Source organism: Pseudomonas sp. RW407 (assembly GCF_003176655.1).
GTDB lineage: Bacteria > Pseudomonadota > Gammaproteobacteria > Pseudomonadales > Pseudomonadaceae > Pseudomonas > Pseudomonas delhiensis.
This window is the reverse complement of record NZ_QGSL01000106.1, coordinates 1,297,190-1,316,672: the sequence shown is the minus strand read 5'-3', so window position 1 is coordinate 1,316,672 and position 19,483 is coordinate 1,297,190. Positions and strand designations below refer to the sequence as shown.

Genomic DNA, 19,483 nt, shown 5'->3' with positions numbered 1-19,483 from the left:
TGGCATTTCCCTGTAGGAGCGGACTTTGTCCGCGATTGGATTCACCCGCCACGCCGGACACCCCGATGGCACGGCCAACGGCGGATAACCGCGAACGGTTATTCGCCCTACGGTCGATTGCCTCCGCCACGCGGAACCATCCGGTGGCACGGTCGTAGGAGCGGACTCCGTCCGCGATCGGGCTTTCAGGATGACACCGGACTTCCCGACAACGCCGGACGGCGCCCTCTCCCGCTTGCGGGAGAGGGCTGGGGAGAGGGCGCAGGGTCAACCCGAGGCACAGTTACTGCCGGGGAATGCCATTCGGGGCCATGGCGGTGGGTATCGCTCCATGTCCACCCATCCATCCTACAGGCGCCACGTCAGCCTCAGACCTGCTTCACGCGGCGGGCTGTAGACGGTGACGAAGCCGTTCTGGTAGCCCACCGCGTCGTAGCGCTGATCGGTGGCGTTGTCGGTATAGGCCGCGACTTCCCAGTTGCCGCGCTGGTATCCGGCCACCAGGTTCACCAGGGCATAACCATTGCGTTCATACTGGTTGGCCGCATCCAGGTAGACCTTGCTGCTGCCTGTCACGCTGGCTTGTGCGTACCAACCCTGCGGCGCGTCGTAGCGGATGCCGATGTGCCCGGTCAGATCCGGCGCGAACGGGTTGTGCTTGCCGTCGTAATCGGCAGTACCATCCTGGAAGCGGTCGAAGCGCGTACGATTCCAGGCCAGCCCGCTCTTGAGCTGCCAGCCATCGCCGAGCAGGTAGTCCATATCCAGCTCGACGCCCTTGGACGTCGCCGTTGCGGCGCTGGTGATGTACATCATGCCGACGGTGGGCATCTGCATGACCTGCATGTCATCGATGTCCATGACATAGGCGGCCAGCGAATAACGAATGCGCTTGTCGAGAAGCCAGCCCTTGAGGCCGGTTTCATAGGACCAGTTCTTCTCCGGGTCGTAGGGCAGATAACCCATGGCGGGGGCCAGCACATTGAAGCCGCCTGTGCGCACGCCCCGGCTGGCACTCACATACCATTGGTGATTGGCGGTTATCTGGTATTGCAGTGCGAGTTTGGGCGATACGTGTGTCCAGCCTTTTTCCTGGCTTGTAGCCCCTCGCGGATGCAGTTCCACTTCATTGCGCTCGATACGTGCTCCGGTATCCAGGGACCAGTTGGCTGACAAGGGGAGATTCCAGTGGGTGAACAGGGCGGCGGTATCGCTCTCTTGATCTGCGCGGATGTCCGACAGTCCCATCATGGTCTTGCTGGTGCTGTGCAGATCGTTGTCGCTGTGATCGCCATAGACGCCAACCAGCCAACTGGACTCCCCAAGTTTTCCCTCCAGGCGGAACTCCTGGGATAGCGTGCGCAGATGATGATCGCGCCCGACGTGCAAGACGTCGGGCGGCATGAAGTCCGTGTCCTGCTGAATCCGGTCCTTGAAGTCGTTCCACGCCGTCACCGAATGCAAGCGCAGGCCCGAGGCGAATTCATGCTGGACATTGAAGGACAATGCCTGCCCCTCGGAGCGATTCCAGCTCGGCGTTCCGGAAGCGACCTGCGCTCTTGGCGCGCTGGGTGAGCCCCAGAGGGATGCGCCATCGTCATACGCCTGACGCGTATAGCGCATGACCACATCCGTCGAGGCCCCTGGCGTCCAGCGCAGCCCCATATTGAGGTTGTTCTGCTCGCGATCGTCCTCTTCGTGCCCCGTGTGGGTGTTGTCGATGAAGCCGTCCTGGCTCGACCAGTTGCCCGATACGCTGGCATATAACAGGTCGTCCACCAGCGGCTGGCTGAGCGCGAAGCGCATGACCCGCTTATCCCGGCTGCCTGCTTGCGCTGATACGCTGGCTCTGGGCGTGGCGTCCATCGGCAGGCTGTGGATGGCAATCACGCCGGCCTCGGCGTTGCGGCCATACAGGGTGGATTGCGGACCGCGAATGACCTCGATGCGATCCAGATCCAGCATGCCGTTCTCGAACCCCTGCGCCGTCAGCGTGGGAACGCCATCGACCAGCAGCAGAGTGGAGGTGGAGAAGCTGTTGAAGTTGGCCGTCAGCCCGCGCATGACAGGCGAGTTCATACCCGCTTGCCCGAACGGCTGGAATGACAGGCCGGGAATACGTCCTTCCAGTTGCTCGAGGCTGGTAATGCCGGACTGCTCCACATCCCGGCCATCGATCACCGCCACGCTGGCGGGCACTTCTTCCAGCGGTCGTTCCATTTTCTCCGCGGTGACGGTAATTGCCGGTAGGGCCTGGGGTTCTTCCTTGGCGTTGGTGGCATCCGCTGCGAATGCCGCCTGGGTATCAGGCGCAAAGGCGGAGATCAGAACGGAGGCCATCATGGCCCGCCGGCCAAGCGCCCTTGCACCTTTGCCCCTGCGAGGGATGGGGCCTCGTGGTCCCTTCATATGTGCTCCTTCGAGTTTTGCTTCAGTTCCGCTGTCGGTTGCCCGGTCACGTAGGGCTCAACGCCTGGTTCGTGGGCCTCTTCGGCCAATATCGACTGTGCCGAGCGCTCCACTTTTCCGCGTACCTGCCAGGCCAGGACGAAGGAGAACAGCACCCCCAGGGTCAACATGAGGAGCATGCCGGTGTAGCCCAGGCAGTCGAGCAGCACTCCCGCCGCGATCGGCACAGCCAGGCGCGAGACGGTGAATACCGTGGTTTGCAGGCCATAGTCCGAGGCGTTGCGCTGGCGCCGGGTGAAGAACATCGTCAGCCCGAACATCAGTGCCGAGACGGCTCCCATGCTGGCCGCCACGCCGATGGCGCTGGCGATCAGCCAGGTCGCCCCCAGTCCGGCCCAGACCGTGAGCGTCAATAGCGCAAGCGCGCACAGGGCCGCCAATAGGTACAGCGCGATGGCCCGTGCAGCGCCCAGTCTCGGCACCAGTTGCCCGCCGAGCAGACTGGACAGCGCGCCGGTCATGCTGCCGACGACACCGACGATGAGGGCCACGCGCTCCAGCGGCATGCCCATGTCGAGCATCAGCGGTTTGAGGTAGAGCCACACCGCGCCTATGCAGGGGAAACTGGTCAGCAGCAACAGCGTCCATTGCCGTGCTCCCGGCTGGCTGAAAAAGCCGGCCCAGTCCGCCTTCACGCTCGGGGCTGGCGCAACGCCAGAGGTTGTCTGCGCGGGCAATGCCGCCTTTACGCGCAGCGACAGGAAGGGCAAGGCACCGATCAGCAGACCTGCGCCCATCAGCCAGAAGGGTGCCCGCCAGCCCAGACGCGACTGCACCATGATCAGGATGCCGCCGCCGAGGATGGCAGCCAGGAACAGCGCGGCAGAACGGATGCTGCCGGCGCGCAACTGCTCACTGCGTGGCAGGCACTGCACCGCCAGCGCATTCAGTGGGATATCGGCCCAGGTGGCGGCAATGCTGATGGCGAAGGTCAGTGCAAACAGCATTACGCGATCGCCGATCAGGTCGTGCCGACCGATCAGCCAATACAGCGCCAACAGCAGCGCACAGAGCAGCAACAGCCAGTGCACGAAATGCCCGCGCCCCAGGCGTATGCGCTGTACAGGTAAGGCAAGCAGGAATTTGAAGATCGCCGGCAGCGCGGCAAGCTGGAACAATCCGATCTCGGTGCCGGTCCAGCCGTGCTGACGCATCACCAGCGGCATGCCGAACATCAGATAGATGCCGGGCACCGCCAACGCCAGGTTCATCCAGCCGAACAACAGCTGCAGGCCGAACAGCCCGGACCTGCTCATGGGCGGTCCTTCCCTTTGCGGGCAAGCAGAACGGCAACGGGGGCTACCGGAAAGCGGACGTCGTCCAGTTGCTCGACCCGGTCGAACCCTACCCGCTGCAGCTGTGTTGCCAACTGCCCAGCGTGCCACACGTGGCGCCCCTGCATGCGCATGTGCAGGTAATACTGCAGAACCGGCCTGGCCTGGCGCGCGGCGTCCGCGATCTCGGCATGGCAACAGACAAGCAGCCCGCCTGGACGCAGCGCCGTATACAGGCGGTTCAGGGTGGCCGGGACATCCGGCACGAAATGCAGCACCGACGAGCACCAGATCAGGTCGTAGCCGCTGCCGAAATCGTCCTGCGCCAGGTCACCGCCACATGCGGTCAAACGGCCGGAAAGGGCGGCATGCTCGATGTTCTGCTGCGCCACCGCCGCGACAGCCGGGTACTCGAACACCGCGCCGGACAGTTCCGGCTGCAGCTTCGCCAGCGCGATCGCCACCAGGCCGGGGCCGCCGCCCAGGTCCAGCATCCGCCGCGCCGTGGCGAATTCCGGCTGCTGGCCGAGGACCGCGCAGGCCACTTCGACCGTGATCGCCTGCTGCTCCTGGGCAATCTGCACCCGGGCCGCCTCGGCCCAGCCTTGTTGCTGCGCAACCGGGGCGGGCAAGGGTGGCGTGCGCTCGCACAGTTGATCGGGCAACTGCATGCCTGCCTGCCGTAGCACACGATGGCGATAGAGCAAGGCATCTCCGCAGTAACGGGGCGAGCCCGCATGCAGGTAGGGTTGCAGTTCAGTACGCGTGCGGTAGGTGGCCTCGCCGTTGGCCGTGTACTTGCGCTCGAGCACATCCAGGCTCCATAACAGCTCAAGGAAATAGCCGGCGTTGGCGGGCAACAGCGACAGGCGTTCGGCGAGTTGTTGCGTGCTGACGTAGTCGTCCAACTGCACGAACATTTTCGCCTCCAGGGCTGCCCGCAAGGCGTCGGCACCCAGGCCGGCCAGTTGCATGTCCCAGCAGGATTGCAGGACGTGGGGTCGGGCGAGAGGAGGAGGGGGCGTCAGGTTCTCGATGGGTTCAGGCGCCATGGCTAGCCCCTCTGCTCTGTGAATCGAAGGCATCGGTTTTCCTTTTCGGCTTTGTTCATGGGGAGGCAATGCTGGTCCCCGATGGAGCGATGCCTTAAATTAATGAGAATCATTGCTTTTTAGGTATGCGAGAGGCACGGATTTCTATGCGGAAGATCTGGAGGGGCGGAAGGAAGAGATGAGCGCACGCAAAAGCCGCTGTCGGCTGACACTGGAAGCCCCCCGCATCCGCAGCGTCCTGGCGGACGGCAAGACACGCCTGCAACTACCCGACGAAATCGGTAATTGCTTCCATGATTTTGTCGAACTGGAGCCAGGGCTGGGCCTGGGCAGGCTGCACTACCGCCCCGGCATTGCATTGACCGAGGAAACCCACGGGCCGCACGAGGGGCGGGTCATGGTCATTACCCTCGGCATGAAAGGTCGCTCCCGCTACGAAGGGCAAGACGCCACCCGCCTGGAATTTCAGAAGGGCTATACCACCGTCTCTTCATTCCAGGGCATAGCCGGCGAGAGGCGCTACGAGGCGGATGAAACCGTGTCGCAGCTGCGCGTGGTGGCGCATGAGTCCCTGGTCGGCAAGTACCTGGGGCCGCAGCGGGCCGCGGACATCCTCGGCAGCCGGCAGCTCAGCCGCCTGGCCTTCCGGGCCAGCACGCCGGCGGCGATGGCCCATGCCAATGCGCTGATCAGCCACCTGCTACCTTGCCGGAGTCAGCTCTCGCGGCTGGACCTGCACATCCACGCCCTCAGCCTGCTCAACGAACAGTTCAGCCTTCTGTTGCCGGAACATGGCGCCGCTTCGTCCCCGTTCTCACCGGCGGATATCGAGTGCATCGAGCGAGCGCGGCAGATGATGGACGAGCACCTCGACAAGCCCCTGACGCTCGATTACCTGGCCACCTCCGTGGGCATCAACAGGAACAAGCTCAAGGACGGCATGCTCTACCTGTACGATGCCACGCCGGCGGCGCTGCTGCTGAAGCTGCGCATGACCAAGGCTCTCAGCTTGCTGGAGACCGGCGAGCGGGTCTCCCAGGTCGCCTGGCAGGTGGGCTACGGATACGCCAACAATTTCACCGTCGCCTTCACCCGTTACTACGGCAAATCACCCAGGGCCCTGTTCGGTCGTCGGGTTGCAGACACCTGAGGCGGCCTTTGCGCGGTCCCGATCTGCAACCGGCAGGCATGGCCCGCCTTATGACTTCAGCGCTTCGAGGTCCCGGTACAGCTCCAGCGCCTGCGGGTTGGTCAGGGCGTCGGTGTTCTTCACCGGCCGGCCGTGCACCACGTTGCGCACCGCCAGCTCCACTATCTTGCCGCTGAGGGTGCGGGGGATGTCGGCTACCGCGATGATCTTCGCCGGCACGTGGCGTGGCGTGGTGTTGGCGCGGATGGTCCGGCGAATCTTCTCCTGCAGCGCTTCGTCCAGTTGCACGCCTTCGCGCAGGCGCACGAACAGCACCACGCGCACGTCGCCTTGCCAGTCCTGGCCGATGGCGATGGATTCCAGCACTTCGTCGACCTTTTCCACCTGGCGGTAGATTTCCGCTGTGCCGATGCGCACGCCGCCAGGGTTGAGCACGGCATCGGAGCGGCCGTGGATCACCAGGCCGCCGTGGGCGGTTTCCTCGGCGTAGTCGCCGTGGGCCCAGATGCCGGGGAAGGTGGCGAAGTAGGCGTCGTGGAGCTTCTCGCCCCGCGGGTCGTTCCGGAAGCCCACCGGGATCGACGGGAAATGCCGGGTGCAGACCAGTTCGCCCTTGCCGCTGCGCAGGCGCTTGCCGTCGTCGTCCCAGACTTCCACCGCCATGCCCAGCCCCTTGCACTGCAGTTCGCCGCGCCACACCGGGGCCGTGGGGTTGCCCAGGGCGAAGCAGGAGACGATGTCGGTGCCGCCGGAGATGGACGACAGGCACAGGTCGGCCTTGATGTCGCGGTAGACGTAGTCGAAGCTCTCGTGGGCCAGCGGCGAGCCGGTGGAGAGCATAGTGCGCAGGCTATCCAGGTGGTGCGTCTGCGCCGGGCGCACGCCGGCCTTCTCCAGCGCCGCGATGTACTTGGCGCTGGTGCCGAAGACGTTGATGCCCTCGGCGTCGATCAGGTCGACCAGCCGCTCGGGGCCGGGGTGGAAGGGCGAGCCGTCGTAGAGCACCAGGCGGGCGCCCACCGCCAGGCCGGAGGCCAGCCAGTTCCACATCATCCAGCCGCAGGTGGTGTAGTAGAAGAGCACGTCGCCCGGGTGCAGGTCGGTGTGCAGCGCGTGCTCCTTCAGGTGCTGCAGCAGCACGCCGCCGGTGCCGTGGACGATGCACTTGGGCACGCCGGTGGTGCCGCTGGAGTAGAGGATGTACAGCGGGTGGGCGAAGGGCACCGGGGTGAACCAGGGTTCGCCGCCGCCCTGGTAGAAGTCGTCCCACAGGGTGACGCGTGCAGCGGATTTGCAATCCGTTGCACGCGCCTCTGGCCGGGCATAAGGCACCAGCACCAACTCTTGCAGCGACGGCAACTGCGCCAGTATCTCGTTGAGCTTGCCGGTCAGGTCCAGCACCTTGCCGGCGTAGCGGTAGCCGGCGCAGGCGATCAGCACCCTGGGCTCGATCTGGCCGAAGCGGTCGATCACCCCCTGGGTGCCGAAGTCCGGCGAACAGCTGGACCAGGTGGCGCCCAGGCTGGTGGCGGCGAGCATGCCGACGAGGGTCTGCCAGGTGTTGGGCATGAAGGCCGCCACGCGGTCGCCCATGCCCACCCCGGCGTCGCGCAGGGCGCGCTGCAGGCCGGCGACCTGGGCGGCCAGCTCGGCGTGGCTGAGGCTTTCGCGGCTGCCGTCTTCGCCGATGGCCACCACCGCCGTGGCCCCGTCGCGGCGGCGCAGCAGGTGTTCGGCGAAGTTCAGGGTGGCGCCGGGGAACCAGCGCGCGTCGGGCATTTGCGGGCCTTCTTCGAGCACCGTGCGCGGCGGGCTGTGGAAGCGCACGTCGAAGCCGTCGACGATGGCCTGCCAGAAGGCTTCGCGGTGTTCGACGCTCCAGGCGTGCAGGGCAGGGTAGTCGGCCAGTTCCAGGCCATGGCGCTGGTTGACCTGGCGGCGGAAGGCATCCAGCCGGGTGGCGGCGATGCGTTCGGCGGAGGGGGTCCACAAGGGCTTCATCGGGGCGTCCGTCCATCCACTTCTTGTCCTGCCAGTGTGGCACGGGATTCCGGCGGCTTCAGCCCATCGATGAATGGGCGGGGGACGGGCCCCCGCCTGGCGCGGCGCTACTGCGCGACCCAGCCGCCGTCCATGTTCCAGGCGGCGCCCCGCACCTGGGCGGCGGCCTCGCTGCACAGGAACAGGGCCAGCTCGCCCAGCTGGGCGGGGGTGACGAATTCCAGCGACGGCTGCTTTTCCGCCAGCAGGTCGTGGCGCGCCTGCTCGGGGCTGGCGCCGGCGGCCACGCGGGCGTCGATCTGCTGCTGCACCAGCGGCGTCAGTACCCAGCCCGGGCAGATGGCGTTGCAGGTGATGGGCGTGGTGGCGGTCTCCAGGGCGACGCTCTTGGTCAGGCCGACCACCCCGTGCTTGGCGGCGACGTAGGCGCTCTTGCCGGCGGAGGCCACCAGGCCGTGGGTGGAGGCGATGTTGAGGATGCGCCCCCAGCCGCGCCGGCGCATGCCCGGCAGCGCCAGGCGGGTGGTGTGGAACACCGCTGACAGGTTGATGGCGATGATGGCGTTCCAGCGTTCCACCGGGAAGTCTTCCACGGCCTCCACGTGCTGGATGCCGGCGTTGTTCACCAGGATGTCCAGGGCGCCGAACTCGCGTTCGACGTAGGCGATCATCTCGGCGATCTGCGCCGGGTCGGCCATGTCCGCCGGGTGGTGGCCGACGCGGGTGCCGTGGCGGCCCAGTTCGGCCAGTGCGCCGGCGATGTCGCCGAAGCCGTTGATCACCACCTGGGCGCCGGCCGCGGCCAGGCGCTCGGCGATGCCCAGGCCGATGCCGCTGGTGGCGCCGGTGACCAGTGCGATCTTGCCTTTGAGGTTCATGGGGTGTTTCTCCTGCCGGTGGCGGCCCGGAAAGGGCCGCCGGGTGATGCGTGGCGTCAGACGATGCCGGTTGCGTAGAAGGTAGCGATCACCACGAATACCGCCAGGGTCTTGATCAGGGTGATGGCGAAGATGTCCTTGTAGGCCTCGCGGTGGGTCAGCCCGGTGACCGCCAGCAGGGTGATGACCGCGCCGTTGTGCGGCAGCGTGTCCATCCCGCCGCTGGCCATGGCGGCGACGCGGTGCAGGACCTCCAGGGGGATGTTGGCGGCGTGGGCGGCGGCGATGAACTGCTCGGACATGGCCGCCAGGGCGATGCTCATGCCGCCGGAGGCCGAGCCGGTGATGCCGGCCAGCGCGGTGACGGTGATGGCCTCGTTGACCAGCGGGTCGGGGATGCGCTTGAGCGCGTCGGCCAGCACCAGGAAGCCCGGCAGCGAGGCGATGACCGCGCCAAAGCCGTATTCCGAGGCGGTGTTCATCGCCGCCAGCAGGGCGCCGGAGACCGCGGTCTTGCTGCCCTCGGCCAGGCGGCTGCGGATCACCCGGTAGCTGCTGGCCAGCACCAGCAGGATGCCCAGCAGCAGCGCCGCCTGCACCGCCCAGATGCCGGTGAGCTTGCTCACGTCGCTGGCCACCGGCGCGGCCATGCCGGCCAGCTGCAGGCTGTGGGTCTTGCCGTAGAGTTGCGGAATCCAGTGGGTGAACAGCAGGTTGGCCACGCCCACCAGCACCAGCGGCGACAGCGCCAGCAGCGGGTTGGGCAGGGTGATGTCGCTGGCGGTCTCCGGCTCGTTGCGCAGCTCGCGGCCATAGCCTTCGCCGGCGGCGTGGGCGCGGTTGGCCTGGCGGCGCAGGAACAGCATGCCCACGGCGAACACGAACAGGCTGCCGATCAGCCCCAGCCAGGGCGCCGCCCAGCCGTTGGTGCCGAAGAAGGCGGTGGGGATGATGTTCTGGATCTGCGGGGTGCCGGGCAGGGCGTCCATGGTGAAGCTGAAGGCGCCCAGGGCGATGGTCGCAGGGATCAGCCGCTTGGGGATGTCGCTCTGGCGGAACATCTCGGCGGCGAAGGGGTAGACCGCGAACACCACCACGAACAGCGACACGCCGCCGTAGGTGAGCAGCGCGCACACCAGCACGATGACCAGCATGGCCTGGCGGGTGCCGAGCAGGCGGATGGCGGCCGCGACTATGGAGCGCGAGAAGCCCGACAGCTCGATGAGCTTGCCGAACACGGCGCCGAGCAGGAACACCGGGAAGTAGAGTTTGACGAAGCCGACCATCTTCTCCATGAACACGCCGGTGAAGGCCGGCGCCACCGCGGACGGGTCGGTGAAGAGCACGGCGAGCAGCGCCGCGATGGGGGCGAAGAGGATGACGCTGTAGCCGCGGTAGGCGGCGAGCATCAGCAGGGCTAGGGCGGCGAGGGCGATGACCACGCTCATGGGCAGTTCTCCTGGAGCCGCGCGGCGCATCGGCCGCGCTTGGTTCTTGTCGTGACGAGGGAAAGGCCGGCGCTTACCAGAGCGGCAGCACGTAGCTGAGGATCAGCCGGTTCTCGTCCAGGTCGTTGCCGAAATGGCTGGAACGCACGGTAGCGTTGCGCCATTTGACGCCGAAGTTCTTCAGCGGGCCGCTCTGCACCACGTAGCCGATGTCGGTGTTGCGCTCCCATTCCTTGCCTTCGGGCCTGCCGGCGCCCAGCTCGATGTCGTCGCCGGACAGGTAGCGCGTCATGAAGGTCAGGCCGGGCACGCCGAGGGCGGCGAAGTCGTAGTCGTAGCGTAGCTGCCAGGACTTCTCGTCGCGGTTGGCGAAGTCGCCGATCTGCACGAAGTTGACCAGGAAGGCGTCGGTGCCGCCGATGTAGGCGAAGCCGGTGTCGCCGTGCATCGCCTGGTAGCCGGCGCCGAAGGCGTGGCCGCCGAGGCTGTAGGTGAGCATGGCGCCGAACGCGCGGTTGTCGACGTTGCTGTGGCCGTCGTCCTTGGAGCGGGCGAAGCGCAGGTCGGTCTTAAGCGCCTGGCCCTCGGCGATGGGCAGCACGTGCAGCAGGTTGACGATGTGCTGGTCGTACAGGCCGTCGAGCCTGGCGTAGTTGTAGCCGGTGGTCAGCTGCGGCGTCCATTTGTAGCTCAGGCCGGCGAAGTCGAAGCGGTCGCTGCTGGCGCTGGCGGTGATGCCGCGGGCGTTGCCGGTGGTGAGGGTCATGTCCTCGCTGTCGGAGGAGTCGCGCTGGCTGACCTGGCGCAGGCGGCCGCCGTCGAAGGTCAGGCCGGCGAACTCGGTGGAATTCAGGTGCGCGCCCTGGAAGGTCTGCGGCAGCAGGCGCGAGTCGTTGGCCAGCACCGTCGGCAGCTTGGGCAGCAGGGTGCCGACCTTGAGCACACTGTGGGAGGCGCGCAGCTTGGCGGTCAGGCCCAGTTCGCTGTAGTCGTCCTGGGCGCCGTGGAGCTTCTCGCGGTCGCGCGGCAGCAGGCCGGAGCCGGCGCGCCCGGGACTGGAGTCGAGCTTGACGCCGAGCAGGCCGATGGCGTCGACGCCCACGCCGATGGTGCCCTCGGTGAAGCCGGATTCGTAGCGCAGCAGGAAGCCCTGCGCCCATTCCTCCTGTTTCGACTGGGGCGCGGCGTCCTGGCGGAAGTCACGGTTGAAGTAGAAGTTGCGCAGTTCGAGGCTGGCCTTGCTGTCGGCGAGGAAATCGGCCTGGACGGGGAGCGCGATGCCGAGGGTGGAGCCCAGGGTGGCGAGGGCGGCGGCATGCTTGAGCGGGGTGCTGCTCATGGTCGGAAGTACTCCTGGCGTGGCGCGGCGGCGAACCGGGGCGGGCCGTGGGCCCCGTGGATGGCGTTCGTGCGCGACACGTTGGTTGTTGTTATGTCGGCGTGCGGCGGGTAGCCGCGCAAGCCGGATAGCGAGAACCGTGCCAGGTAGTTAACTTGCTGATTTAAAAGGAATTTATTTGATATTTACATGCCCGCGCGATGAGTTCTGTCTCTATTCGTGGACAAAACCCTCTTCGTCATGACTGGAGACGCAGGAAAACCGCTGTTGTCTCTAAATGGAGAAAAGTCTCTGTTTCAGGACGGAAGGCCCAGGGCGGCCATCTTCTTGTACAGCGTCGAACGGCCCAGCCCCAGGCGCCGCGCGGCCGCCTCGACGTTGCCGGCATGTTCGGCCAGCACGTTGCCGATCAGCTCGCGCTCGAAGGCCGCCCGGGCCGAGTGGAAGTCCTGTCCCTCGGCCAGGCTGGCGCGGCTGCCGCCCGCCGGCGCAGGTGGGGCCTGCAACGGGCCCAGGGCCGCATGCAGGGCCTGGGCGTCCAGCTGTGTGCGGTCGTTGAGCAGCACGCTGCGCTCCAGCAGGTTGCGCAGCTCGCGCACGTTGCCGGGCCAGGCGTGGCGGCGCAGCAGGTCGAGGGCGTCGGCGCCCAGTTCGTAGAGCGCGTGCTTGTCCTCGCGCAGGTCGTCGAGGATCGCCTCGCACAGCGCCGGCAGGTCTTCCAGGCGCTCGCGCAGCGGCGGGATGACGATCGGCACCACGTTGATGCGGTAGTACAGGTCGGCGCGGAAGCGGCCCTCGCGCACGGCCTTGTCCAGGTCGATGGAGGTGGCCGCGATCAGCCGCACGTCGCTGCGCAGCACCTCGTTGGAGCCCACCGGCTCGAATTCCTTCTCCTGCAGCACGCGCAGTAGCTTGCTCTGCAGCGGCAGGGGCATGTCGCCGATCTCGTCGAGGAACAGGGTGCCGCCCTGGGCGATCTGCAGCTTGCCCGGCCGCCCCTTGCGGTCGGCGCCGGTGAAGGCGCCCGGTGCGGTGCCGAAGAACTCCGCCTCCAGCAGGGTTTCCGGGATGGCCGCGGCGTTGATGCTGACGAAGGCCTTGCCGGCCCGCGCCGAGGCGCTGTGGATGGCGTGGGCGAGCAGCTCCTTGCCGGTGCCGGTCTCGCCCAGCAGCAACACCGGCGCCTCGCTGGCCGCGGCCCGGCGGGCGCGGCGCTTGACCTCCAGGCTGGCGCTGCCGTTGCCGATGAAGTGCGCCAGGCTGTACTTGGCCTGGCGCGCCTGCAGCAGCGAGCGGGTGGAGGCCAGCTCCTGGCGCATGCGCTGGTAGCGGGTGAGCAGCGGCGACAGCGAGCGTAGCTCGTCGAACAGGGCGAAGCCGATGGCGCCGATGACCTGCCCGGCGTCGTCGCGGATCGGCATGCGCATCACCACCAGCGGGTCGCGCGGCATGTCGAGGATGTCCAGCAGCATCGGCCGGCCGCTGCTCACCACCTCGCGCATCAGGCTACCGGGGATCACGCTCTCCACCGGGCGGCCGATGGCCTGCTCGGCCCCGTCCAGGCCGAAGCGCTGGGCGTAGCGCTGGTTGATCCAGACGATGCGCGCGTCGCGGTCGACGATCACGGTGCCCTCGCTGAACTGCTCGAAGATCTCGAACAGCGAGCGGATCGCCAACTGGCGGACGCTCTGGTAGTCCGTGAGGGAGTAGTTGTCGTGCATGGGCGGCCTGGTGCTTGGGGGCTTTGAGCGGGCACTGTACCGGGATGTGCTGGGTGGGTCAGTAGGGAAGGGCGGAGTATGGGTTGGGCTCTGGTGTGGCAGGGGAGTCCGCAACCCTCTCCCCAGCCCTCTCCCTGAAGGGAGAGGGTTAGGGAGAGGGCGCTCTCAGCCTTGGCACCGAAGTGCCGGGAAACCCCGTTCGCGAGCAAGCTCGCTCCTACACCAAGCCAATCCGTGCCTGCGCTCCTCAGTGATTGCCGGCTGACTCATGGGCATCCAAGCACACCGAACAGTCCCCTCTCCCTTCAGGGAGAGGGTTAGGGAGAGGGGCTCTCAACTCCGGACACCCAAGCCCCCGGGAAACACCATCACTCCGCCGCCTGCATCCCCTGCGTCTGCTTCGCCTGCTTGTAGCGCAGCGCCACCGCCGGCACCGGCGAGGCCTTGCCGGTCTCCACCCAGCGGCGGATGCGCGCGGCGTCGGCCACGTGGGTGCGCTTGCCGAAGGCGTCGAGCAGCGCCAGGGCCACCGGGCGGCCGTTCATCACCGTGACCATCACCAGGCAGTGCCCGGCCTGGTTGGTGAAGCCGGTCTTGGTCAGGCGGATGTCCCACTTGCCGGCGCGCACCAGCGGGTTGGTGTTGAAGAAGCTCAGCGCGTAGCTGGGGTGGGTGAAGCGCGCGTCCTTGGTCGCGGTGGTGCTCAGCTCGCGGATCAGCGGGTACTGGTAGGCGGCCTTGACCAGGCGGATCAGGTCGTGGGCGGTGGAGGTGTTCTCGATCGACAGGCCGGTGGGCTCCACGTAGTGGGTGTGCAGCATGCCCAGGGACTTCGCCTTGGCGTTCATCGCCTTGACGAAGGCCACGCTGCCGCCCGGGTAGTGGTGGGCCAGGCTGGCGGCGGCGCGGTTCTCCGAGGACATCAGCGCCAGCAGCAGCATCTGCCGGCGGTCGATGCGGCTGCCCAGGTGCACGCGGGAGAACACGCCCTTCATCTCGGCGGTCTCGGAGATGTCCACGTCTATCTGCTCGTCCAGCGGCAGCTTGGCGTCGAGCACCACCATGGCGGTCATCAGCTTGGTCACCGAGGCGATCGGGCGGACCACCTCGGGGTTGCTGGAATAGACCACCTTGTCGGAATTCAGGTCCACCACCAGGGCGCTGCCGGAGGCCAGGACCAGCTGGCCGGGGGTGACTTCCGCCTTGCTGGCGGCGAGGGAGGGCAGGGCGAGGGCGGCAGTGCAGGCGAAGAGCAGGCCGAGGATCGAACGACGAGTGTTCATGGATGTGATTCGCACAAGTGGGAGGGTCTACATCCGTGTAGGCAATTTCCCAGAATTCTAATCCATGACCGGTGACCGCGCATCAGCCCGACGGCGGCCCGGGGGAAAGAATTTCAAGGGCTTGCGCGTACAAGTGCGTGTATCACTTTGAAAGCGCAACGGCGGGAATGAGAAAGTGTCTCGCCAAGTGTTGCGAAATGCGAATGCGCAGCCCGGGTGTCGGCTGTCGGAATATTCCAAGTGTCTGATTCACAAGGCGTTCGACTTCTGTGGCATGAAGCTTGACTGGCTAAGCTGTAGTGAACGGGGCGGAATGCGGACTTGCGTTTACCTTTACGTTAACGTAAAGATGGTCCGCGAGCCGTCGACCGGCCGGTCATGCCCATGCCTGTGGGCCCGGCCGCGAGCCCAGTCCCAGAACAAGCACAACAAGGGAACGCCATGAACCACCCGAGCTACACCCGTGGCCGCCAGGACAAGCCGCTGCTGGCCATGACCATAGGCGCTGCCTTCGACGACACCGCCAGCCGTTTCGCCGACCGCGAGGCGCTGGTGGTGCGGCACCAGAACCTGCGCTACACCTGGGCCGGGCTGGCCGAGGTGGTCAACGCCACGGCCCGCGCCTTCCTCGCCCTGGGCCTGCGCCAGGGCGACCGCCTGGGCATCTGGGCGCCGAACTGCGCGCAGTGGTGCATCACCCAGTTCGCCAGCGCCAAGGTCGGCGCCGTGCTGGTCAACATCAACCCGGCCTACCGCGCCAACGAGCTGGAATATGCGCTGAAGCAGTCCGGCTGCCGCTGGCTGGTGTGCGCCGACGCCTTCAAGACCTCCGACTACCACGGCATGCTCGCCGAGCTGCTGCCGGAGCTGCGCGACTGCCGCCCGGGCGAGTTGAACAGCGCGCGCCTGCCGGAGCTGAGCGGGGTGATCAGCCTGGCCGCCCAGGCCCCCGCCGGCTTCCTGCGCTGGGACCAGCTGGAGGGTATCGGCGCCGCCGTCTCCGCCGAGGAACTGGCCCAGCGCCAGGCGCTGCTGCAGTTCGACGAGCCGATCAACATCCAGTACACCTCCGGCACCACCGGCTTCCCCAAGGGCGCCACCCTCAGCCACTACAACATCCTCAACAACGGCCTGATGGTCGGCGAAAGCATCGGCCTCACCGAGCACGACCGCCTGGTGATCCCGGTGCCGCTGTACCACTGCTTCGGCATGGTGATGGGCAACCTCGGCTGCCTCACCCACGGTTCCACCATGATCTACCCGGCGCCCAGCTTCGAGCCCGAGGCCACCCTGGCCGCGGTGTCGGAGGAACGCGCCACCGCGCTCTACGGCGTGCCCACCATGTTCATCGCCGAGCTGGACCACCCGCGCCGCGCGGAATTCGACCTGTCCAGCCTGCGCACCGGGATCATGGCCGGCGCCACCTGCCCGATCGAGGTGATGCGCCGGGTCATCAGCGAAATGCACATGGCGCAGGTGCAGATCGCCTACGGCATGACCGAGACCAGCCCGGTGTCGCTGCAGACCGGCCCGGACGACGAGCTGGAAATCCGCGTGACCACCGTCGGCCGCACCCAGCCGCACCTGGAGAGCAAGATCATCGACGGCGACGGCCGCATCGTCCCGCGCGGCACCATCGGCGAGCTGTGCACCCGCGGCTACAGCGTCATGCTCGGCTACTGGAACAACCCCCAGGCCACGGCCGAGGCCATCAGCCCGGCGCGCTGGATGCTCACCGGCGACCTGGCGGTGATGGACGAGGCGGGCAACGTGCGCATCGTCGGGCGCAGCAAGGACATGATCATCCGCGGCGGCGAGAACATCTACCCGCGGGAGATCGAGGAATTCCTCTACACCCACCACGCGGTGGCCGACGCCCAGGTGATCGGCATCCCCGACGAGAAGTACGGCGAGGAACTGGTGGCCTGGGTCAAGTTCCACCCCGGCCACGGCGTCGACGAGGAGGAGCTGCGGGCCTTCTGCAAGGCGCGCATCGCCCACTTCAAGGTGCCGCGCTACTTCCGCTTCTGCGACGACTTCCCGATGACGGTGACCGGCAAGATCCAGAAGTTCCGCATGCGCGAGATCAGCATCGAGGAACTGCGCAGGGGCAATGGCTGACGAGCGCGAGGCGGCATGCCGGTAGAAAAGGGCACCATCTCCATCCGCCTGGTCAACGAGGCCCTGGCCGAACCCGTCCGCCAGGGCCTCGACGCGTCCGCGCTGCTGGCCGCGGCGGGCATCGCTGCCGAGCTGCCCGGCAAGCCCTACGCGCGGGTGCCCATCCAGGCCTACTCGCGGCTCTGGCTGCGCCTGGCGCGGCAGCTGGACGACGAGTTCTTCGCCATGAACCCCCGGCGCATGAAGTCCGGCAGCTTCAACTTCATGGCCCGCACCGCCATCCACGAGGCGAGCCTCGAGGCGGCGCTGGAACGCGCGCTGGCCTTCCTCGGCCTGGTGCTGGACGGCCTGCAGCCGCGCCTGGTCAGCCAGGACGGGGTGGCGGCGATCCAGCTCGACGAGGGTGCGGCGCCGCCGCAGCGGGCCTTCTGCTACTTCACCCTGTACCTGATGGTCCACGGCCTGGCCTGCTGGCTGGTGGGCCGGCGCATCCCCATCCTCGCCCTCGACCTGCGCTGCCCGCAGCCGGACTACATCGAGGACTACCGGGTGATGTTCAGCGACAACCTGCGCTTCGCCCGCCGCCAGACGCGCCTGCTGTTCAACGCCGAGGCGCTGGCCCTGCCGGTGCGCCGTGACGAGCGCGAGCTGCGCCGCTTCCTCGCCGGCGCCCCGGCGAACATCCTGGTGCGCTACCGCGACCCGCAGAGCCTGGCCGCGCGCATCAAGGCCTACCTGCGCAGCCAGCGCTGCGATCGCTGGCCGGACCTGGAAGCCCTGGGCAGCCACTTCTACATGGCCTCGTCCACCCTGCGCCGCAAGCTGGCCGCCGAGGGCCAGTCGTACCAGGCGCTGAAGGACCAGCTGCGCCGCGACCTGGCCATCGCCCGGCTGGACGCCGGCGAGGGCAACTTCGCCGAACTGGCCGAGGCGCTCGGCTTCGCCGACACCAGCGCCTTCTACAAGGCCTTCCGCAAGTGGACCGGCTCCACCCCCGGCCAGTACCGCGCGCTGATGCAGCAGGAAAACGACTGGCCCGACGCCTCCAGAAATTCCCCGCCAGGCCGATAGCCTGGGGCACTCCCACGTTCCAAGGACTCCCACCCATGTTCCTGACGCGCCTTTCGATCCAGTGGAAGATCACCCTGCTGGCCGGCCTCTGCCTGTTGTGCACCGTGGCGTTGCTGGTCGGCAGCTCGCTGTACCGCATGAACCACAACCTGCAGCTGGTGAAGACGGCCAACGCGCAGATGCTCGAGGACGCGGCCCAGGCGCGCATGCAGGCGCGGGCCGAGCAGCAGGCGGAGACCATCCAGCGCTTCTTCACCGACGTCTACCACTTCGGTGACCAGTTCAGTCGCCAGGTCGCCCAGTTGCGCGCGCAGAGCGCCGGGCATGGCGTGGATGCGCAGGTGCTGCGCGAGGACCTGGTGAAGCTGGTGCACGATGGGCTGAAGTCCAACCCGACGCTGCTCAGCCTCTACGTGGTGTTCGAACCCGACGCCCTGGACGGCCAGGACGCCCGTTTCGCCGGCCAGCAGGCCCTGGGCAGCAGCGAGAAGGGCCGCTTCGGCGCCTACTGGGCGCAGAAGGCCAGCGGCGACAGCAGCCTGGCGGTGACCGAGGCGATGATCGCCGACACCACCGCGATGCTCGACGGCTCGCCCTTCAACACCTGGTACCAGTGCCCGAAACAGAACCTCAGGCCCTGCGTGCTCAACCCGTATTTCGACGACGCCTCGGGCCAGCGCGTGCTGATGACCACCGTGGTGCTCCCGCTGCTGGAGAACGGCAAGCTGCTGGCGGTGGTGGGCGCCGACATCAGCCTCAGCCGCCTGCAGCAACTGGCGCTGGATGGCGACCGTGACCTCTACGCCGGCCAGGGCAGCATCCGCATCCTCAGCCCGGCCGGGCTGCTGGCCGGCGACAGCCAGGACGCCAACCAGCTCGGCCAGCCGCTGGCCAAGTCCGTGGCCAACGCCGCCGAGATCCTCGGCGTGCAGGCCGCCGGCGCGCCCCGGGCGCTGATGGGCGAGGACCGGCTGCAGGTGGTCGAGCCGCTGCAGGCCATTCCGGATTCGAAGAACTGGGGCGTGCTGCTGGAAGTGCCGCGCCAGGTGCTGCTGGAGCCGTCGCTGAAGCTGCAGGGCGAGCTGGACGCGCGCAACCTCAGCGGCGCGCTCTGGGAAACCGCCTTCGGCGTCGGCCTGGCGCTGGTGGTGCTGCTGTTGCTGTGGCTGACCGCCCGCGGCGTGACCCGCCCGATCCTCGGCGTGGCCGGCATGCTGCGCGACATCGCCAGCGGCGAGGGCGACCTGACCCAGCGCCTGAAGTACCAGGGCCAGGACGAACTGGGCGAGCTGGCCGGCTGGTTCAACCGCTTCCTCGACAAGCTGCAGCCGATCATCCGTGACGTGAAGGCCTCGGTGCAGGACGCCCGCGCCACCGCCGACCAGTCCGCCGCGCTGTCCACCCAGACCAGCGCCGGCATGCAGCAGCAGTTCCGCGAGATCGAGCAGGTCGCCACCGCCTCCCAGGAAATGAGCGCCACCGCCCACGACGTGGCCAACAGCGCCGCGCAAGCCGCCGATGCCGCCCGCGGCGCCGACGGCGCCACCCGTGACGGCCTGGCGGTGATCGACCAGACCACCCGCGCCATCGACGAACTGGCCCGCGACATGAGCCAGGCGATGACCCAGGTCGAGGGCCTGGCGGCCAGCAGCGAGCAGATCGGCTCGGTGCTGGAG

General features: G+C 67.4%; 12 protein-coding genes and 1 pseudogene. 4 read left to right on the top strand and 9 right to left on the bottom strand.

The features are described 5' to 3' along the window. Positions 1 to 348: 348 nt before the first annotated feature. The 3 genes from DK254_RS22615 to DK254_RS22605 form a co-directional block, all read right to left on the bottom strand. A complete protein-coding gene (locus DK254_RS22615; RefSeq protein WP_109935567.1) occupies positions 349 to 2,343 on the bottom strand; it encodes a TonB-dependent receptor in 1,995 nt (664 codons plus the stop codon). A 62-nt stretch (positions 2,344 to 2,405) separates the two neighbouring features. Continuing rightward, entirely contained in the window at positions 2,406 to 3,725 is a 1,320-nt protein-coding gene (locus tag DK254_RS22610; RefSeq protein WP_109935566.1) for an MFS transporter, read from the bottom strand. Next, entirely contained in the window at positions 3,722 to 4,795 is a 1,074-nt protein-coding gene (locus DK254_RS22605) for a trans-aconitate 2-methyltransferase (RefSeq protein ID WP_109935823.1), read from the bottom strand. Before DK254_RS22605 ends, DK254_RS22610 begins: the two co-directional genes overlap by 4 nt. A 178-nt stretch (positions 4,796 to 4,973) precedes the next feature. Here DK254_RS22605 and DK254_RS22600 point away from each other — a divergent pair, with 178 nt between their 5' ends. Beyond that, positions 4,974 to 5,945, top strand: a complete 972-nt coding sequence (locus DK254_RS22600) for a helix-turn-helix domain-containing protein (protein WP_109935822.1) — start codon at positions 4,974 to 4,976, stop codon at positions 5,943 to 5,945. Positions 5,946 to 5,993: 48 nt separating this feature from the next. Here the strand turns inward: DK254_RS22600 and DK254_RS22595 are convergent, their stop codons facing one another. The 6 genes and pseudogenes from DK254_RS22595 to pbpG form a co-directional block, all read right to left on the bottom strand. Further along, positions 5,994 to 7,946, bottom strand: coding sequence for an acetoacetate--CoA ligase (locus DK254_RS22595; protein ID WP_109935565.1), 1,953 nt, complete (start codon positions 7,944 to 7,946; stop codon positions 5,994 to 5,996). 107 nt (positions 7,947 to 8,053) lie between these two features. Continuing rightward, on the bottom strand, positions 8,054 to 8,824 hold the full coding sequence (locus DK254_RS22590; protein WP_109935564.1) for a 3-hydroxybutyrate dehydrogenase: 771 nt from the start codon (positions 8,822 to 8,824) through the stop codon (positions 8,054 to 8,056). Positions 8,825 to 8,880: 56 nt separating this feature from the next. Further along, positions 8,881 to 10,272 carry a GntP family permease gene (locus DK254_RS22585; protein WP_109935563.1) on the bottom strand — a complete coding sequence of 464 codons (1,392 nt, stop codon included), beginning with the start codon at positions 10,270 to 10,272 and terminating at the stop codon, positions 8,881 to 8,883. A 73-nt stretch (positions 10,273 to 10,345) separates the two neighbouring features. Further along, positions 10,346 to 11,611 carry an OprD family porin gene (locus tag DK254_RS22580; protein WP_109935562.1) on the bottom strand — a complete coding sequence of 422 codons (1,266 nt, stop codon included), beginning with the start codon at positions 11,609 to 11,611 and terminating at the stop codon, positions 10,346 to 10,348. A 238-nt stretch (positions 11,612 to 11,849) separates the two neighbouring features. Continuing rightward, a pseudogene (locus DK254_RS22575) lies at positions 11,850 to 13,332 on the bottom strand (sigma-54 interaction domain-containing protein). Positions 13,333 to 13,700: 368 nt separating this feature from the next. After that, on the bottom strand, positions 13,701 to 14,615 hold the full coding sequence (pbpG, locus tag DK254_RS22570) for a D-alanyl-D-alanine endopeptidase (RefSeq protein WP_109935560.1): 915 nt from the start codon (positions 14,613 to 14,615) through the stop codon (positions 13,701 to 13,703). A 441-nt stretch (positions 14,616 to 15,056) separates the two neighbouring features. Here pbpG and DK254_RS22565 point away from each other — a divergent pair, with 441 nt between their 5' ends. From DK254_RS22565 to DK254_RS22555, 3 genes are all read left to right on the top strand, one after another. Next, positions 15,057 to 16,736: an AMP-binding protein gene (locus DK254_RS22565; RefSeq protein WP_109935559.1), complete on the top strand. Its 1,680-nt coding sequence runs from the start codon at positions 15,057 to 15,059 to the stop codon at positions 16,734 to 16,736. Positions 16,737 to 16,751: 15 nt separating this feature from the next. Continuing rightward, positions 16,752 to 17,807: an AraC family transcriptional regulator gene (locus DK254_RS22560; protein WP_109935558.1), complete on the top strand. Its 1,056-nt coding sequence runs from the start codon at positions 16,752 to 16,754 to the stop codon at positions 17,805 to 17,807. 35 nt (positions 17,808 to 17,842) lie between these two features. Further along, the coding region (locus tag DK254_RS22555) for a methyl-accepting chemotaxis protein (RefSeq protein ID WP_109935821.1) at positions 17,843 to 19,483 on the top strand (1,641 nt) is incomplete at its 3' end.

Coding starts and splice junctions, on each gene's coding strand:
- DK254_RS22560 (WP_109935558.1), top strand. CDS start 16,752: ATGCCGGTAGAAAAGGGCACCATCTCCATCCGCCTGGTCAACGAGGCC.
- DK254_RS22600 (WP_109935822.1), top strand. CDS start 4,974: ATGAGCGCACGCAAAAGCCGCTGTCGGCTGACACTGGAAGCCCCCCGC.
- pbpG (WP_109935560.1), bottom strand. CDS start 14,615: ATGAACACTCGTCGTTCGATCCTCGGCCTGCTCTTCGCCTGCACTGCC.
- DK254_RS22605 (WP_109935823.1), bottom strand. CDS start 4,795: ATGGCGCCTGAACCCATCGAGAACCTGACGCCCCCTCCTCCTCTCGCC.
- DK254_RS22610 (WP_109935566.1), bottom strand. CDS start 3,725: ATGAGCAGGTCCGGGCTGTTCGGCCTGCAGCTGTTGTTCGGCTGGATG.
- DK254_RS22590 (WP_109935564.1), bottom strand. CDS start 8,824: ATGAACCTCAAAGGCAAGATCGCACTGGTCACCGGCGCCACCAGCGGC.
- DK254_RS22615 (WP_109935567.1), bottom strand. CDS start 2,343: ATGATGGCCTCCGTTCTGATCTCCGCCTTTGCGCCTGATACCCAGGCG.
- DK254_RS22585 (WP_109935563.1), bottom strand. CDS start 10,272: ATGAGCGTGGTCATCGCCCTCGCCGCCCTAGCCCTGCTGATGCTCGCC.
- DK254_RS22595 (WP_109935565.1), bottom strand. CDS start 7,946: ATGAAGCCCTTGTGGACCCCCTCCGCCGAACGCATCGCCGCCACCCGG.
- DK254_RS22565 (WP_109935559.1), top strand. CDS start 15,057: ATGAACCACCCGAGCTACACCCGTGGCCGCCAGGACAAGCCGCTGCTG.
- DK254_RS22580 (WP_109935562.1), bottom strand. CDS start 11,611: ATGAGCAGCACCCCGCTCAAGCATGCCGCCGCCCTCGCCACCCTGGGC.